This is a genomic window from Shewanella sp. SM95 (assembly GCF_025653595.1).
In the GTDB taxonomy this organism is placed as follows: Bacteria; Pseudomonadota; Gammaproteobacteria; order Enterobacterales; family Shewanellaceae; genus Shewanella; species Shewanella oncorhynchi.
Window position 1 is genome coordinate 18416 of sequence record NZ_JAKKSE010000023.1, and the last position, 15675, is coordinate 34090.

The following is a 15675-nucleotide window of genomic DNA, read 5'->3' on the forward strand; positions in this document are numbered from 1 at the left end:
GTACCGTTTACAGCCTTAGGTCAACATCAAAGGCATTCAACATGAAAACAATATACTCCCAGAAAACCATTGCACATTCCTTATTATCTTGGGGAAGCGTCAGCATATCGGCGAGCAATAGCGCAGCTTTATTCTTAGTCATGCTGAGTTTAACGGCCTGTGGCGGTAAAGGCTCTGAGGCTCAACAACGACAAGCGGAGCTACAAGCCGAGCAGAGTCATAAAGAAGTGTCACTGCGCCGTGCTGAAATGCGTGATGCTACTCAGATTGAGATGGCCAGAGTCGCGGCGCCGATGCAAATGTCTACCCATGGTGCAGTGATGGGAATGAGCATAGCTCCAATGCCGTCAGACTATGCTGCGATTCCGTTAGCACAAAATAAATTCGAGCCGCTGGTGCAAAATGGCATCATGGTGGCAGGAGAAATCCCAGTATCGACGTTTTCCATCAATGTTGATACTGGTAGTTATGCCACCTTAAGGCGGATGCTGAGGGAAGGGCGCTTGCCCGAGAAAGGTACAGTCAGAGTCGAGGAAATGCTTAATTATTTTGCCTACGATTATCCTTTACCTGCTAAAAATACCGCGCCGTTTAGCGTTACGACAGAGCTTGCGCCATCCCCTTATAACGATGACATGATGCTGTTACGGATTGGTCTTAAAGGGTATGACTTATCTAAATCTCAGTTAGGTGCCAGTAACTTAGTCTTTTTGCTCGATGTGTCAGGTTCTATGGCATCTACCGATAAATTGCCTTTACTGCAAACAGCACTCAAGTTGCTGACGGCGCAATTAAGCGCGCAGGATAAAGTCTCTATTATGGTTTATGCAGGGGCGTCCGGTATCGTCCTCGATGGCGCGTCGGGGAATGACACTCAAACTTTAACCTATGCGTTAGAGCAATTGAGCCCAGGTGGTTCAACCAATGGTGGGCAAGGAATCACACAAGCCTATCAATTGGCGAAAAAGCATTTTATCCCCCATGGTATTAATCGAGTCATCCTCGCGACTGATGGTGATTTCAACGTTGGTATGACAGATTTTGATGATTTGATTGCCTTGATTGAGAAGGAAAAAGATCATGGTATTGGCCTGACAACCTTAGGGTTCGGTTTGGGGAATTACAACGATCAACTCATGGAGCAATTAGCGGATAAGGGCAATGGTAACTATGCCTATATCGATACCCTGAATGAAGCGCGAAAAGTGCTGGTGGACGAGTTAAGTTCAAGCTTGTTCACTATTGCTAAAGACGTCAAAGTGCAAGTGGAGTTTAATCCGGCCTTAGTGTCTGAGTATCGTCTAATCGGTTATGAGAATCGTGCTTTAGCACGGGAGGATTTCAACAACGATAAGGTGGATGCGGGCGAAATTGGCGCGGGTCATACAGTGACTGCCTTATATGAATTAAGATATGTTGAAGCAGGGCAGATGGCGAATGATAAACTCAGATATGGCGTTGATGCTCAAACGGGGCAAGAAAAATACAGCCGTGAAGAAATCGCTTTCCTTAAACTGAGATACAAGCTGCCAGAGCAAACACAGAGTCAGTTACTGAGTTATCCCATCAGGTTAGACCAAAATGTTAAGCTGTTAGAACAAGCGAGTGATGATTTTAGATTTGCAGCAGCGGTTGCAGGATTAGGGCAATTACTGAATGGCAGCCATTATCTACATCAATTTGATTATACTAAGTTAAGCCAGTTAGCACGTTCGGCATTAGGGGACGATCCCTTTGGATATCGCCATGAGTTTGTGCAATTAATGGAAACCGCCGCGGCCATAGAGCAATCTAATCATGTGCCGATTAAGAAGGTATTCGATGGTACGGATAAACCTTTTCCTCCCCAAGATAAGCTTCATGGCGAGCCAGTGAGAGACAAGAGCAATACGCGCAATGAGAGATTACAATAGTAAAAGTAAATTCGTGGGGCTAACCCCAATGATGAGGAATTTCCCGTGGCATTAGCAATAGCGCAATTATCAAACCATGAGCACTCAGATGAGCAATTGATGTTGTGCTATGCCAAGGGCGATTCAAAAGCATTTGAACAGTTATACCTGAAGCACAAAGGTGCACTCTATCGCTACTTTGTACGCCAGTTAGGTGATAAGCAGTTAGCTGAAGATTTGTATCAAGAAACCTGGGGGCGGGTGATCCGCGCTGCGGCTAACTATGAAGCCAGTGCTAAGTTTACTACCTGGTTGTATCGTATCGCTCATAACTTATTGATTGATCATGTACGGGCGGTTAAGCCCGTGGATTTAGTCGCTACTGATGAAGATGATGCCGGACTCGATACTTTTGTGGCGGGTGAGCAAGATAAGCCCGATGTGCAGTGGCAAGAAGCGCAAAAGAGCTTATTGCTAAAGGCCTGTATCGCACTGTTACCCCAAGTTCAGAAAGAGGCATTTATCCTGAATATTGAAATGGGTTTTACGGCTGCCATAATTAGCGACATTGCGGGCGTGACCTTAGAAGCGACTAAAAGCCGTATTCGTTATGCTTACCAAAGCCTAAAAGATTGTGTCAGCGCGAAATGGCAGGAGGCGGGTCATGAGTAATTCTTCAAGTGCTGATGAGCGCGCATTACAACAGGAAGTGCTGGCTTGGTATCGCCAACAGGCCTTAGAGGTTCCACCGCAGCAACTCGATCAAGATATCTTACAGCTGGCGCAAACTCACTTAGCTGAAATGCATCAAAGCAAAATAACCGCCGTTGAAGCGCCAAGTTCTGTCTGGCGACGCCATCCTTGGGCGTTATCGAGCGCGGCATCGTTAGTGCTTGTTGTTGGTCTGCTGGTGCTGAATCGACCTCAAGTCGAAGATACACTTGTTCCAAGTCCTATGGTGATGAGTGCCCCCGCGCCACAAACGATGGCAAGAATGGCTGATACTGAAGCGATGCAATCTTTAAAAATGCAAACAGAAGCTGTGGCTGAACATAAAAGACAGACGGAAATGCAGCAAGCTAAAGCCGCATTGGGAGCAATTGAGCAGCAGGATACAATTAGCCCCGCTATCGCTGCAAGGTCTATGAATGCACAAAAATTATCTGAGTCTGCTGAAATCAATCAAGTGTCATTGACTGAGTATTTACATCGGTTACAAGTCCTCATCGAAGCGAAGGAGACTGAGCAAGCATTCGTGCTGGAACAAAAACTGCTCAAAGATTACCCGTATCTTGCAGTTAAGGATGTCGATGAAGCGCAGCAAATCGAATCGCAGCAAGTATTAAGACTTGAGTTTAAAAAGCTACAACAGCAATTACATCAGCTTGCCAAATGACTATGTGGTTGTGGTATTTACGAATAAAAAAGTGATTAGAAATCGCAAAGTGGTGAGATAAACAGCTAAATTTCCCTGAAATATGCCGAGACGTGCTAATGTTTGTGGTCTGTTTACTGTTTGGTATGTGATTTACTTGATCAACGTCATAAAGTGAACAGGTTTTAGCCTGTTATATTGGTGTTAGTTCACGACTTGGCTAGTATCAATAGTCAGACCCATATTCAGGAGGCATTATGCTTAAAAGACTCATGCATGATCATAAACATATAGCTGTATTGCTAAATGTTTTAAAAAACAAGCAGATGAAACTATCCGAAGGTGAGTCAATCAACTTCAGCGTCGTGCGCGATATTGTTGAATATATGCAAGGATATGCTGAACGTTGCCATCATCCCATTGAAGACATTATTTATGCCTACTACCTAGCCCATAAAACGAACGATACTATCGATAAATTGAGTGCCGAACATGAGTCGGTGATCCAATCCTCGGCCACCTTGATGGCGACTTTAAACTTGATCCTCAGTGATATTGTGGTTGCCCGCGAGAAACTGATTGTTGATTTTGCAGAGTATGTCGCATTGCAAGAGCGACATATGCAGATGGAGGAACGGGAAATATTTCCTTTGTTAGCTAAAAGTTTAACTGAGCAAGATTGGCAAGTTATTGAGTTAGAGTGTCAGAAATCGCTGATCGATGATCCTTTGTTTCTTGATCGAGAGCAGAAAGAATTTGAAGATTTACGGGTTTATCTCACAGCGTCTGACTAATACTCTTTAGTTTATTGGGTCCATATTGTGGGCTTAAGCTGGTGTTTTTATAAGGTTGAGGAGCACATTTTTGATTCTGACGGCGATGTCTCGTGAGCCAAAGTTGGTTGGGATTTGTAAAGTATTATCGGTGTTGATGACGTTGGTTTTTATCGTAACTTACTGTTTTTTTGATGTGTTTTTAAAGCTCCGGCTCGTAAGGTCATACCCCCGCTTATATTCTGTTTGCTCCAATAGTTGTAAATAAAAAAAGCGCCGAAGGGCGCTTTTCTATTCATGTTTTGAAATGATAACTAGCTCATATAAACATGTAATTACAACTGGATAGCATCAATGTCGTAGTTAAAGTTATTATCGATTTCTTGGAGTTCTTTGAGCAAACGATGCTTATCTTTTAACGCTTCGATTTCACGCCATTTACGCTTTTTATTGGAGCCTCGCGAACGATCGGGTCTTTCAACGACTTCATCTAGCGCACAACCATAATCTAAACGATCCATGGCAACCTCCTGTTGTTGTATGTTTTGTCAGCGATTAAATAACATATTTTTAAAACAGGGTGCAAGAATTATGTTTCATTTGTGTTAAGTTGAAATGAACTTTGAGTGATATGTCATTGATGTTATATGCAGAAGTAGAGCGGAGTTAAGCAGGAAAACTTAATAAAAAGAACGGGGTAGAATTAAAAAGCCAGCAATTGCTGGCTTTTTGTTCGATTAGATTTTGCCTTGTCGATAAAGGTTAATCAATGCGTTGCTTGAGGCATCTAAAGCATCGGAATCTTGCTCTGCGCCAATGCGTGCTAACACATCGTTACCGAGATTCTTACCGAGTTCTACACCCCATTGATCGAAGGAGTTGATATCCCAAATAGCACCTTGAACGAAGGTTCTATGTTCATACAAGGCAATTAAAGCGCCTAGGGTACTTGGAGTGAGCTTATCCATAAGTAAGGTGTTGCTCGGCTTGTTACCAGGCATGACTTTATGTTGAGCGATCAGCTGCTTCTCTGTGGCGGATAATGCGCTATTAGCAAGTTCGGCTAAAGCTTCATCAAAAGTACGACCTTGCATTAAGGCCTGGGTTTGACCGAAGCAGTTTGACGCTAATTGGTCATGGTGCTCACCGATAGGATTATGGCTTTGCAGCGGCATAATGAAATCGGCAGGGATCAGTGCGGTACCTTGATGTAATAGCTGGTGGTAGGCATGTTGGCCATTAGTGCCTTCGCCCCCCCAAATGACGGGACCTGTGCTGTAGTCAACATCAGTACCATTTAAGGTGACTGACTTACCGTTACTTTCCATATCGAGCTGCTGGAAATAAGCGGGTAAACCACGTAGGTAATGATCGTAGGTTAATACGACATGGGACTGAGCATTAAAGAAGTTTCCGTACCATAGGGAGAGTAATCCCATGATAACCGGCATATTCTCTGTCAGTGGCGCTGTGGCGAAGTGCTCATCCATCTGATGCGCACCCGTGAGTAGAGCCCTGAAGTTATCCATACCGATCAAAAGTGCAATCGGTAAGCCAATCGCTGACCAGAGAGAGTAACGGCCACCAACCCAATCCCACATAGGGAAAATATTGTTTGCATCGATACCAAAATCTGTCGCTTTTGCTACGTTTGAAGTGACTGCGACAAAGTGTTTTGCCACATCAGACTGCAAACCGCCTTTCGCTAGGAACCAGTCTCTTGCGGTGAGGGTATTAGTTAAGGTTTCCTGTGTCCCGAAAGATTTGGATGACATGATGAACAAGGTCGTTTCAGGATCCAATAACTTCAGCTTCTCACTAATAGAAGTCCCGTCGACGTTTGCCACAAAGTGACAATTTAATTCGGGATTCCAATAAGGGCGCAACGCTTGAGAGACGATTTTGGGGCCTAGGAAAGAGCCGCCAATACCAATACTTACAATATCGGTTATCGCTTTACCTGTGTAACCTTTCCATTGACCTGACGTCACTGAGTTCACAAACCCTTGCATCTTATCTAGAGTTTGTTGAACTTCAGGAACTATGTCTTGACCCTCTGCAATAATCGATTGTTCTGCAGTACTGCGAAGCGCTGTGTGCAGTACGGCGCGCTTCTCTGTGGTGTTAATGATTTCACCTGCAAACATCGCTTTGATTTTTGCTTCAAGTTGGCTATTGCTTGCCAACGCAAATAACAGATCCAGCGTTTCCGCTGTTGCTCTGTTTTTAGAGTAATCCAGTAATAAACCACAGGCTGATAGCGACATTTTATTGAAACGTGCCGCGTCAGTTGCAAACAATTCCCGCATATGCGGAACATTTTTACTGTGTGCTGATAAAGCTTGCCATGTTGAGCTTTGGGTCAAGAGTGTCATTTCACCGTCTCCAGAGTGCTTAGTTCGCGAGCTTAGCCGTGAGCATGACTTCGAGCTTACCTTGGTCTATCGCAAAGTTTCGAATGCCTTCGGCAAGCTTATCAACCGCCATTGGATCTTGGTTAAAGTCCCAACGGAATTGTGCTTCAGTCAATGGGGGTTCTGCAGCGACAGTGGTCGTTGCTGCAACCAGTTTAGGTGTGATGTCAACTTGCGAATTAGCCAGTTCTTCTAATAGAGAAGGGCCAATGGTCAGACGATCGCAACCTGCTAGCTCAATAATTTCACCGATATTACGGAAACTTGCACCCATAACAACAGTGTCAAAACCGTGTTGTTTGTAGTAGTTATAAATTTCAGTCACTGAAATGACACCAGGGTCATTTACGGCATTGTAATCTTTACCTGTATCTTTTTTGTACCAATCAAGTATGCGGCCTACAAAAGGAGAAATGAGATAAGCACCCGCTTCGGCACACGCACGCGCTTGAGCAAAGCTAAATAGTAGGGTTAAGTTGCAGTTGATGCCTTCTTGCTCTAGTTCTTTAGCGGCACAAATGCCTTCCCAAGTTGAAGCAAGTTTGATCAGAATGCGTGATTTATCTACACCCGCTTCTTTATATAGGCGAACCAATTTATGGGCTTTAGCGATTGATTTTTCTTTATCGAATGATAAACGGGCATCAACTTCAGTTGAAATACGGCCAGGAACGAGTTTCAGTATTTCTACGCCGATATTGACCGCTAGTTTGTCGCTGGCATCATCAAGTTGCTGCACGAGATCGGTACTTTGTGATTTTGCCCAGTCGATAGCGTTATCTATAAGGGATTCATATTCAGGAATTTGAGCCGCTTTCAAGATGAGTGATGGATTAGTGGTCGCATCTTCAGGTTGGTAGCGTTTAATCGCTTCGATGTCGCCTGTGTCAGCGACGATAGTGGTATATAACTTGAGTTGCTCTAATGTATTGGCCATGAAAAACATCCTTCTCAGGTAGCAGTTTTAACTCGGAATTCACTGATGACTATTAGAAGCGATTTTGCCAACTTTTCCAACCTTGAATGTAAAAAAATTACAAAAATGACAATTTTATGTCTATTAAGGTATGGTTCGAGCTACGGGCTATCATCTTGGCTGCAATAGAGGGCGTCGCTTGTCCTAGTGTATACCCCACAAAAACAAAAAGTCGCTGCAAGCAGCGACTTTTTTACTTCAGTAAGTACTATTACTTCAGAACAGGTTGTTTTGTTGTGGTAGTCACGATAGCTTCGATGCGACGGTTCGCAGCGTGAGCTTCTTTTGAATCACCAGCAACCAATGGCTGAGTAACACCGTAACCGTTAGAAGTTACGCGGCTTCCGCTGATACCATATTTCTCTACAAGAATCTTGGCAACGGCGTCAGCACGTTTGTCAGACAATTCCATGTTGTATTCTGGTTTACCTACATTTGAGGCGTGACCTGCGATTTCAACAGTGAAAGCTGGGTTTTTGTTCAAATAGTTAGCTAATCTTTCGATGTCTTTGTAGTAAACATTTTTAACTACAGCAGAATCGTTAGCAAACTGGATTGAACCTACGTCTTCTTTGTTCTTCACGTTTTCATAGATAGTACAGCCAACAGAGTCAACTTTGTGAGTTGCTGGTGTTGCTGGACATTGATCTTTGTCGTCATAAACGCCATCGTTGTCAGAATCAACAGGTGCTGCGGCAACGACTGCAGCGGCAACTGGAGCTACAACAGCAGCAGAACCGAAGCGGTAGCTTAATTCTAAGCCCCAATAGTTGCTATCTGCTTCAACAATATTGTAATCATCGTTTAAGTTTTCATAACGACGATATTTAGCTTGTAATTTTAAGTTGTCAGTGAAGTTGTAACCAACACCAGCACCCATGTATGGAGCAAAGTCATTCGTACTGTATGAACTTGGAGTACCATTGTTTTGGCTGTTTTCAAGGCTATAGTACATAACACCGGCTTCAGCCGATAGGCTCCAGCGGTTAGCTAGTGGCCAAATACCAACTAGTCCAAGTGTAGAACCTTTAACGCCTGCATCATTACTGATAGTACCATCGATCCAATCTGCATTACCTAAATCACGGAAGCCGATTTCAGCACCGAAGTAATCGTTGAACATATAGCCTGCGAAAACATCCCAAGCGTATGGACTGTCTTCACCGTTCTGAGTGGCAACGTGCTCGTAGTTATTAACGCCTAAACCGGCACCAACATACCAAGGTGTAAGTTCCTGAGATGCGCTGGCTGCGAGTGGAAGCAGAGATGTCAGTAATACTACTTTTAATGTGTTCTTCATCATTTTATTTACGTCCATTGATTATGATTCTCCACCAATATGCTTTGCTGGTTTTGTGCAAAACATTGCTAGCACTTAGTGTGGGGATCCTTTGATATTTTAGCCAGCGGTTAATTATCACTTGGTTTGTTAACTTTTTCCAGTATTAAGATCAACCTTTTAAAGGTTGTCATTCTGTAACTGGTATTTTTAATGCAAAAAAGGCACTCCGAAGAATGCCTTTAAATTACAATCTAATGTTAATTAGATGTTTCTATTAGCGTGTCCATACCCAATTTTCGATTTCCACTGGGTCTACACCATTCGCTTTAATATAGTTGCGGTGGTCAACTAATCTTTGCAGCATATCAGTGGTAATAGAGACGTGCATAGTTTCATCAATAACACCCTGTTGGAACAGCTTGTAAGCCATATCAATTACAAGGTGATAGCGTGATGTACCGTTACGAACACCCATATCAAATGGCGTTGTTGTTGAACCTTCTTCTTCGTAGCCTTTAATTCTGAAGCGACGGCTGCCTTTGTAATCAAAAATTAACTTTTTGATTGTATTTGGGTAACCATGGTAGTTGAATACCACGCCTTTATCTTGAGTAAATATTTCGTCCATTAACCAAGGTTTTTCTTTAAATTTGCGGCTACCTAAGCCATCACTGCTTAATTCAGTGACACTAACGAAGCGGATTTTCACTCTTGGAAGGAGTTCTCTTATTAATACTAAAGAAGCCATACATTCTTGAGTGACATAATCACCACAACCTGCCAGCACAATATCGGGATTCTCATCTGAGGCAAAATCCCACACCATTACGCCGTCTTTCGTTTGTTTACGCGCTTCTTCCAAGCTTAGCCATTGTGGTAACTCTTTTTTACCTGCAACCAGAATATTGAGTTTGTCACGGTCAGCGAAGGCTCGTTCTGTATAAACCAATGTGCTGTTGGCATCTGCGGGTAAGTAAGCCGAGATTATTTTTGGATGTTTCTCCAGCATAGCCCCAAGGAAAGATGGGTTTTGATGTGAATAGCCATTATGATCTTGGCGCTCAAGTAATGAAGATAATACGACATTACAGGCTGGCAGTGGCTTACGGAAATGTACGCCTTGGCTGGCGTAGACATATTTACAGTACTGATCGGCCATCGATGAGATAACTTGTGAGAATGCTTCGTAGGTGGGTAGCATGCCGTGGCGGCCTGTTACTGTGTATCCATGTAGCATGCCAAAAAGCAAGTTTTCAGAAAGCAGTTCAATGACTCGACCTTCACGGGACATATCTTCATCCCAACTCTCAATTGGCCACTGCCATGCACGATCGGTTTCTTCAAATACAGCTTGTAGTTGATTTGAATAGGTTTCGTCAGGACTAAAAATACGTAGATTACGTTGGTCGCGGTTTAACTTGAATGCATCGCGCATCCATTCGCCCATTTTTAACATTGAATAGCCACGTTGACCACGTGGTACTTCTGGTCCATAGCTGAGTTTTTCAAGATCTGGATTGGATAATGCTCTAACAACTTCTCCACCATAGGTTAAATGTTGACGGCCACAGGCAAGTTGCTTGGGTGGGATTAATGAACAAATGTCGGCATCAAAAATCAGTTCGCCTTTTTCATTCATTTGATAGAGTTCTTGGAAATCGTAACTGGCAAGCCAATTATCCAGTGCATCTAAATGGCCCTTATCAGTAGCACATTTATTGACGATTACTTGATGCGATTCGCAGTTACCTTCTAATTTCTTACCTTTATATTCACTGACACCAGTCCAACCTTTGGCTGTGCGCATTAAAATGACTGGCCATTTTGGTTTAACTACGTCTTCGCCACTGCGTGCTCGACGTTGAATGTCATTGATCATGGTATAAGCGGTATCCATGGCATTTGTCATCTGCACATAGATATCTTCTTCTAATTCGTTATCAACTATGATGGGGAAATAGCCAAGACCACGGAATTCAAGATCCAGTTCTTCATGGCTCATACGTCCCATGCGGGTAGGACCGGAAATCTTATAGCCGTTAATATGCACAATTGGCAATACTGCACCGCTGGTCGCTGGTGAAACTAAGCGGTTTGCATACCAAGATGCGGCTAATGGTCCCGTTTCTGCTTCGCCGTCACCAATTAAGACGGTTGCGATCAGATCTGGATTATCTAATACTGCTCCCCAGCCTACTGAGAGTGAGTAGCCTAATTCGCCACCTTCAAGAATTTGTCCAGGTGCTTCAGGGTTTGCATGTGAAGGATAACCATAAGCGGCAGAAAACTTCTTACAAATATCTTCGATGCCAGTTTCATTGTAGGGAATAGTTTCTGGGTAGAAATGACTTAAAGAGCCTTCAATGAATAAGTTTGCTTGTACAGCGGGAAAACCATGGCCTGGACCGACTAAATAGATAAAAGAGCGGTTATGCTTCACTATCAAGCGGTTAATGTTGGCATAGACAAAGTTAATACCTGGGCAGGTACCCCAATGGCCAAGTAAACGTGGCTTGATATCAGTATGGGCAAGTGGACGTTTATGTAAGACGTTTTGTTTGAGGTAAATTTGCGAGGTCGCAAGAAAGTTTGTCGCTCTGACATACTTTTTCAGAGCATTGATTTCATGTATTTGTGTCATGTTAAGCCTCACTAAAACAAACAAGAGATGATTGAAGTTTCTATGGGGTTACTATATTTGTAGTTTTATTACAAAAATGTGCCCTACATCCAAATTTTAAAAGTTGTTTTTGCTGTTAAAAATAATAGCTCAACTTAGACCTTTTGTTAATCTAGCTTTAACAGTAGCTTAGCTAGTGTTGTAAGACGTGATGTCAATGACGTTTAACTGTGCAAACGCGAGCTTGATCACATGAGCAATTTCGAATACTGTGCTATTTTGCTGCGTTGAATTCGGTAGCCGTGATGTTGTAAATTCACGGAAGGATAATTTGAAAAAATAAATCTACCGAAATTCTTACCTTTAACTTGGAAGGATTCATTCACCACAGATGTTGTACCTTTAATTACAATTAGAGGAGCATTTGCTACGGGAAGAAGTAAAATAATATGTTAGAAACCATAGTTAATTTTTTGAATGCGCTACTTTGGGGTAAGTTGTTAGTATATGGACTAGTAGGAGCTGGTCTCTATTTCACCATTAGACTTGCCTTTATTCAGTTAACCCACTTTAAACATTCCATCAAAGTTATGACCATGAGTCGGCAAGGTTGCGATAGCGGTCTTTCTTCATTTCAAGTCTTTTGTACAAGTATGGCTGCACGCGTCGGTGCTGGTAATATGGCCGGTGTTGCTGTTGCTATTGGTGCTGCGGGTCCAGGTGCAGTATTTTGGATGTGGCTTATCGCTATTTTAGGTATGGCGACTGCTATGGTTGAATCAACCTTAGCGCAGGTTTATAAAGTCCGAGATCATAATGGCCAGTTCCGCGGTGGTCCTTCCTACTACATGGAAAAAGGATTGGGTCAGAAATGGATGGGCATTTTATTTGCTGTCTTTTTGATCATTGCTTTTGGTTTAGTATTCAATGCAGTACAAGCTAACACTATTACCGGTGCCATGGAGCGAGTATTTGGTTTTAATCCAACCTATGTAGGGATTGGGCTAGTGATTGCCAGTGGATTTGTGATTGTCGGTGGTCTACGTAAAGTCGCGCGAGTATCTGAATTTCTTGTCCCCATTATGGCCTTAGCCTACATTCTTGTAGCCTTCATTATCGTTATTTTTAACCTAGAACAATTACCTGCGATTATTAGCTTAATTGTGAAAAGTGCTTTTGGTTGGCAAGAGGCTGCCGCTGGCGGCGTGGCTTATACTGTCGCGCAGGCAATGCAAGCGGGTATTGCTCGTGGACTTTTCTCGAACGAAGCGGGCATGGGCAGTGCGGCGAATGTCGCGGCAAGTGCATCGCCTAACCCTAATCATCCAGCATCCCAAGGTTTTGTGCAGATGATGGGTGTGTTTGCGGATACTATCGTTATCTGTACTGCAACGGCTGCGATAATCCTGCTATCAGGGGATATTGGCTCGAGTGATGATGGGATTCGATTAACCATTAATGCCATGTCTGCACACGTTGGCGACTGGGGGGGCGCATTTATTGCGGTGGCTATTTTCTTATTCTGCTTTACATCCATCATAGCCAATTACTCATACGCTGAAACAAATGTGATGTACTTAATGGGAAATAGTACCAAAGCACTGCCTTTATTCCGTTTGTGTGTGCTTGGCATGGTCATGTTTGGTGCCGTCGCTAAGATAAGTTTAGTGTGGAACTTGGCTGACGTTTCGATGGGGTTGATGGCGACGGTAAACATTGTTGCTCTATTACTATTATCGGGTCTGGCAATTCGCGTTATCAATGATTATCGCGAACAGATCAACGCGGGTAAGACTCCAGAATTCGATCGTAGTAAATTTCCTGAGTTGATGGATCAGCTTGATGATGATATTTGGCAAGATACCAGTCTTGTGCCGGCTAAAAAGCTTTAATTAGCCTAGCGTATCGACAATAGGCATTACTGATTGTTGTAATCGAAAAGACCACGCTGTTAAAGCGTGGTTTTTTTATGCTCGTTCAGTATCATAGGTATGTATTTTTGTTTCTGTTGGGAGTTTTTGATGTTGATATTGGTTTCGCCGGCGAAGACCTTAGATTTTGAACAGCCGCCACTGACGCAGGTGTATTCACAACCTGATTTTTTAACTTATAGTCAGGAGTTGATCCAAGTGTGTCGGCAATTGACCCCTACAGACATCGCCACTTTAATGAAGGTGAGCGATAAGATTGCGGGTTTAAATGCGGCACGTTTTGGGGAGTGGCAGCCTGATTTTAGTTTAGATAATGCAAAACAGGCCATTTTTGCTTTTAGAGGCGATGTGTATACTGGCTTTGATGCTGATACATTGTCTGAAGATGAAATTGCTCGAACTCAGTCACAACTACGTATTTTATCTGGACTTTACGGTTTGCTCAGACCGCTGGATTTAATTATGCCTTATCGTTTAGAAATGGGCACGGCGCTTTCTAATCCTAAAGGTAAAAACCTATATGAGTTTTGGGGAGATACATTAACACAAGCTGTAAATGAAACGCTCGCTGAAACGAGTAGTGATATTATTGTCAATCTTGCATCTCATGAATATTTCAAAGCAATAAAGCCTAAAAAACTTCAAGGGCAATTAATTTCACCCATATTTAAAGATTGTAAAAATGGTCAATATAAAGTGATCAGTTTTTTTGCTAAGCGTGCTAGAGGCATGATGGCGAGATATCTCATTACGCATCAAATTGACACTTTAGATGAATTAAAAGCATTTAATGTTGCTGGTTATTATTATAGTGAAGAGCAGAGTTCCCCAACAAATCCAACGTTTTTACGTGAAGAGCAATAGCGAAATATCGATAAGATGTTAATTGATAGAGAACAGCTAATGCTGTTCTCTATATCATTGATGGCCTATTTTTCAGATTGAGTGACTAAAGGCGTTAATGTCACCGTTGAATTTGCCATGATATAAGCAAATTGTGCGTAGGCGGCGACGTTTTGAGCCAATGCGGCAGGGTCGATTTTATCTAAGGTATCATTCGGTGTGTGATGGTAATCGAAATAATCGTGGCCATCTTGCCTCAGAGATGCAACTGGAACACCTAATGCGGGGAGCATAGATACGTCTGGCCCACCAGAAGCTTGGTTATTGCCCAGTGCAACGCCATTGAATGACATAGGGCTGAGCGCCTGCTGCACTTCTGTGAATATGTTCTCATTCACTTTAGTATCGATTTGATAAATTCTACCGGCCCCAAAATCAGACTCTGCAGCTATGTAGTGCAGCGGTAATTCAGCTTTATGAGCCTCTGCATACGCTTTACCGCCAACGAGCCCAACTTCTTCAGCGGCATATAGCACGACTCTAACCGTGCGAGCGGGTTTTATGGGGAGATCTTGAATATGCTTGGCTGCAGCAGTCACAATGGCGACACCTGCGCCATCATCAATCGCGCCAGTACCTTCATCCCAGGAATCTAAATGAGCACCAATGAGCACTATTTCATTGGGCTTACTACTGCCCGTTACTTCGGCAATGACATTGTAGGAAGTATTAAAACCTAAGTTTTTTGGCGACATATGCAATTCGAGCAGGGCATTAGGATCGCGTTTTAGCAATGCACCAACCAAATCAGCATCGGGATTTGACATGGCAGCCGCGGGGATCTTAGGCACGCCATCTTGGTAGCGCATGATGCCAGTATGGGCCATGCGGTCATGATCTGTGCCAATAGAGCGGATCACGATAGCAACTGCGCCTTTTTGTGCTGCAGCGACTGCCCCTTTCGAGCGGCCACCAACGCTTTTACCATAACCTTCACCAGTGATATGGCGCTCTGTTTTTTGGTCAATAAAAACAATCTTACCTTGCACCTCTTCAGGCTTGGCTTGTTGTAATGCCTCTAGGCTATCAAAGCGCGCGATTTTAGCTTGTATACCTCCAGCAGGAGTCGCAATACTGCCACCAAGCGCAGTAATGACCAACGGCTGTTCTACAGGGACGGTGATTTTGGCTTTGGCTTCACCGCGCTCCCAAATTGGCACTTGTACGGCTTCTTTATAAACACGGTCAAAACCAAGGCTGGTCAGTTTATTTATCGCCCAGTTAACGGCGAGGATATCTTTTGGGCTTCCAGCAAGTCTTGGACCCACTTCAACCGTGAGTGACTCGACTAAGTCATAGCTTAATTGCGAAGATAATGCTGCCTGTTGTAATTGAATGACTTCACTAGGGGCAGTTTCTACTTGAGTTTGGCACGCACTTAAACTCCCGATTAAAAGACTCGAGAGAAGTGTAGTTTGATAGGGTTTCATTAGATTTCCTTTATTTTTATTAAGCATGTCCCATTTTTAAAAACAATCTAGCAAAAAGTGTGCTTTATGTCCCGACTAT

Annotated in this window: 12 protein-coding genes; 6 read left to right on the forward strand and 6 right to left on the reverse strand. The window is 43.2% G+C overall.

The features are described from left to right. Positions 1–41 precede the first annotated feature (41 nt). From L5M29_RS19445 to L5M29_RS19460, 4 genes are all read left to right on the forward strand, one after another. On the forward strand, positions 42–1913 hold the full coding sequence (locus L5M29_RS19445) for a vWA domain-containing protein (protein WP_263169544.1): 1872 nt from the start codon (positions 42–44) through the stop codon (positions 1911–1913). Positions 1914–1958: 45 nt separating this feature from the next. Continuing rightward, the gene (locus L5M29_RS19450) at positions 1959–2564 is read left to right on the forward strand and encodes a sigma-70 family RNA polymerase sigma factor (protein ID WP_263169547.1); all 606 of its coding nucleotides are present in this window, start codon (positions 1959–1961) and stop codon (positions 2562–2564) included. Then, complete coding sequence (locus tag L5M29_RS19455) at positions 2557–3288, forward strand: hypothetical protein (RefSeq protein ID WP_263169549.1); 732 nt, start codon at positions 2557–2559, stop codon at positions 3286–3288. Before L5M29_RS19450 ends, L5M29_RS19455 begins: the two co-directional genes overlap by 8 nt. Before the next feature lie 236 nt (positions 3289–3524). Further along, a complete protein-coding gene (locus L5M29_RS19460) occupies positions 3525–4061 on the forward strand; it encodes a hemerythrin domain-containing protein (RefSeq protein WP_105249947.1) in 537 nt (178 codons plus the stop codon). A 314-nt stretch (positions 4062–4375) separates the two neighbouring features. Here the strand turns inward: L5M29_RS19460 and L5M29_RS19465 are convergent, their stop codons facing one another. The 5 genes from L5M29_RS19465 to L5M29_RS19485 all read right to left on the reverse strand — a co-directional run bounded on the left by L5M29_RS19465 (position 4376) and on the right by L5M29_RS19485 (position 11353). Beyond that, positions 4376–4561 carry a DUF3545 family protein gene (locus L5M29_RS19465; RefSeq protein ID WP_006080618.1) on the reverse strand — a complete coding sequence of 62 codons (186 nt, stop codon included), beginning with the start codon at positions 4559–4561 and terminating at the stop codon, positions 4376–4378. Between the two features lie 216 nt (positions 4562–4777). Next, positions 4778–6415, reverse strand: a complete 1638-nt coding sequence (pgi, locus tag L5M29_RS19470) for a glucose-6-phosphate isomerase (RefSeq protein WP_219252934.1) — start codon at positions 6413–6415, stop codon at positions 4778–4780. A gap of 19 nt (positions 6416–6434) precedes the next feature. Continuing rightward, positions 6435–7391 (reverse strand): transaldolase, encoded by a 957-nt coding sequence (tal, locus tag L5M29_RS19475; protein ID WP_028760931.1) that lies wholly within the window; start codon positions 7389–7391, stop codon positions 6435–6437. Between the two features lie 250 nt (positions 7392–7641). Next, positions 7642–8748 carry an OmpA family protein gene (locus L5M29_RS19480; RefSeq protein WP_263169553.1) on the reverse strand — a complete coding sequence of 369 codons (1107 nt, stop codon included), beginning with the start codon at positions 8746–8748 and terminating at the stop codon, positions 7642–7644. 238 nt (positions 8749–8986) lie between these two features. Beyond that, positions 8987–11353: a phosphoketolase family protein gene (locus L5M29_RS19485; protein WP_113941319.1), complete on the reverse strand. Its 2367-nt coding sequence runs from the start codon at positions 11351–11353 to the stop codon at positions 8987–8989. A gap of 428 nt (positions 11354–11781) precedes the next feature. Here L5M29_RS19485 and L5M29_RS19490 point away from each other — a divergent pair, with 428 nt between their 5' ends. Both L5M29_RS19490 and yaaA read left to right on the forward strand, forming a co-directional pair. After that, on the forward strand, positions 11782–13224 hold the full coding sequence (locus tag L5M29_RS19490; RefSeq protein ID WP_113941318.1) for an alanine/glycine:cation symporter family protein: 1443 nt from the start codon (positions 11782–11784) through the stop codon (positions 13222–13224). Between the two features lie 129 nt (positions 13225–13353). Continuing rightward, entirely contained in the window at positions 13354–14127 is a 774-nt protein-coding gene (yaaA, locus tag L5M29_RS19495) for a peroxide stress protein YaaA (RefSeq protein ID WP_263169554.1), read from the forward strand. Positions 14128–14192: 65 nt separating this feature from the next. On the opposite strand, the gene L5M29_RS19500 is transcribed toward yaaA, so the two are convergent. Then, positions 14193–15596, reverse strand: a complete 1404-nt coding sequence (locus L5M29_RS19500; RefSeq protein ID WP_131525271.1) for a M28 family metallopeptidase — start codon at positions 15594–15596, stop codon at positions 14193–14195. Positions 15597–15675: the final 79 nt, after the last annotated feature.

Bases quoted from the DNA above. Each gene is read 5' to 3' on its own strand.
- L5M29_RS19445 (WP_263169544.1), top strand. From the start codon at position 42: ATGAAAACAATATACTCCCAGAAAACCATTGCACATTCCTTATTATCT.
- L5M29_RS19455 (WP_263169549.1), top strand. From the start codon at position 2,557: ATGAGTAATTCTTCAAGTGCTGATGAGCGCGCATTACAACAGGAAGTG.
- L5M29_RS19460 (WP_105249947.1), top strand. From the start codon at position 3,525: ATGCTTAAAAGACTCATGCATGATCATAAACATATAGCTGTATTGCTA.
- L5M29_RS19465 (WP_006080618.1), bottom strand. From the start codon at position 4,561: ATGGATCGTTTAGATTATGGTTGTGCGCTAGATGAAGTCGTTGAAAGA.
- pgi (WP_219252934.1), bottom strand. From the start codon at position 6,415: ATGACACTCTTGACCCAAAGCTCAACATGGCAAGCTTTATCAGCACAC.
- tal (WP_028760931.1), bottom strand. From the start codon at position 7,391: ATGGCCAATACATTAGAGCAACTCAAGTTATATACCACTATCGTCGCT.
- L5M29_RS19480 (WP_263169553.1), bottom strand. From the start codon at position 8,748: ATGGACGTAAATAAAATGATGAAGAACACATTAAAAGTAGTATTACTG.
- L5M29_RS19485 (WP_113941319.1), bottom strand. From the start codon at position 11,353: ATGACACAAATACATGAAATCAATGCTCTGAAAAAGTATGTCAGAGCG.
- L5M29_RS19490 (WP_113941318.1), top strand. From the start codon at position 11,782: ATGTTAGAAACCATAGTTAATTTTTTGAATGCGCTACTTTGGGGTAAG.
- yaaA (WP_263169554.1), top strand. From the start codon at position 13,354: ATGTTGATATTGGTTTCGCCGGCGAAGACCTTAGATTTTGAACAGCCG.
- L5M29_RS19500 (WP_131525271.1), bottom strand. From the start codon at position 15,596: ATGAAACCCTATCAAACTACACTTCTCTCGAGTCTTTTAATCGGGAGT.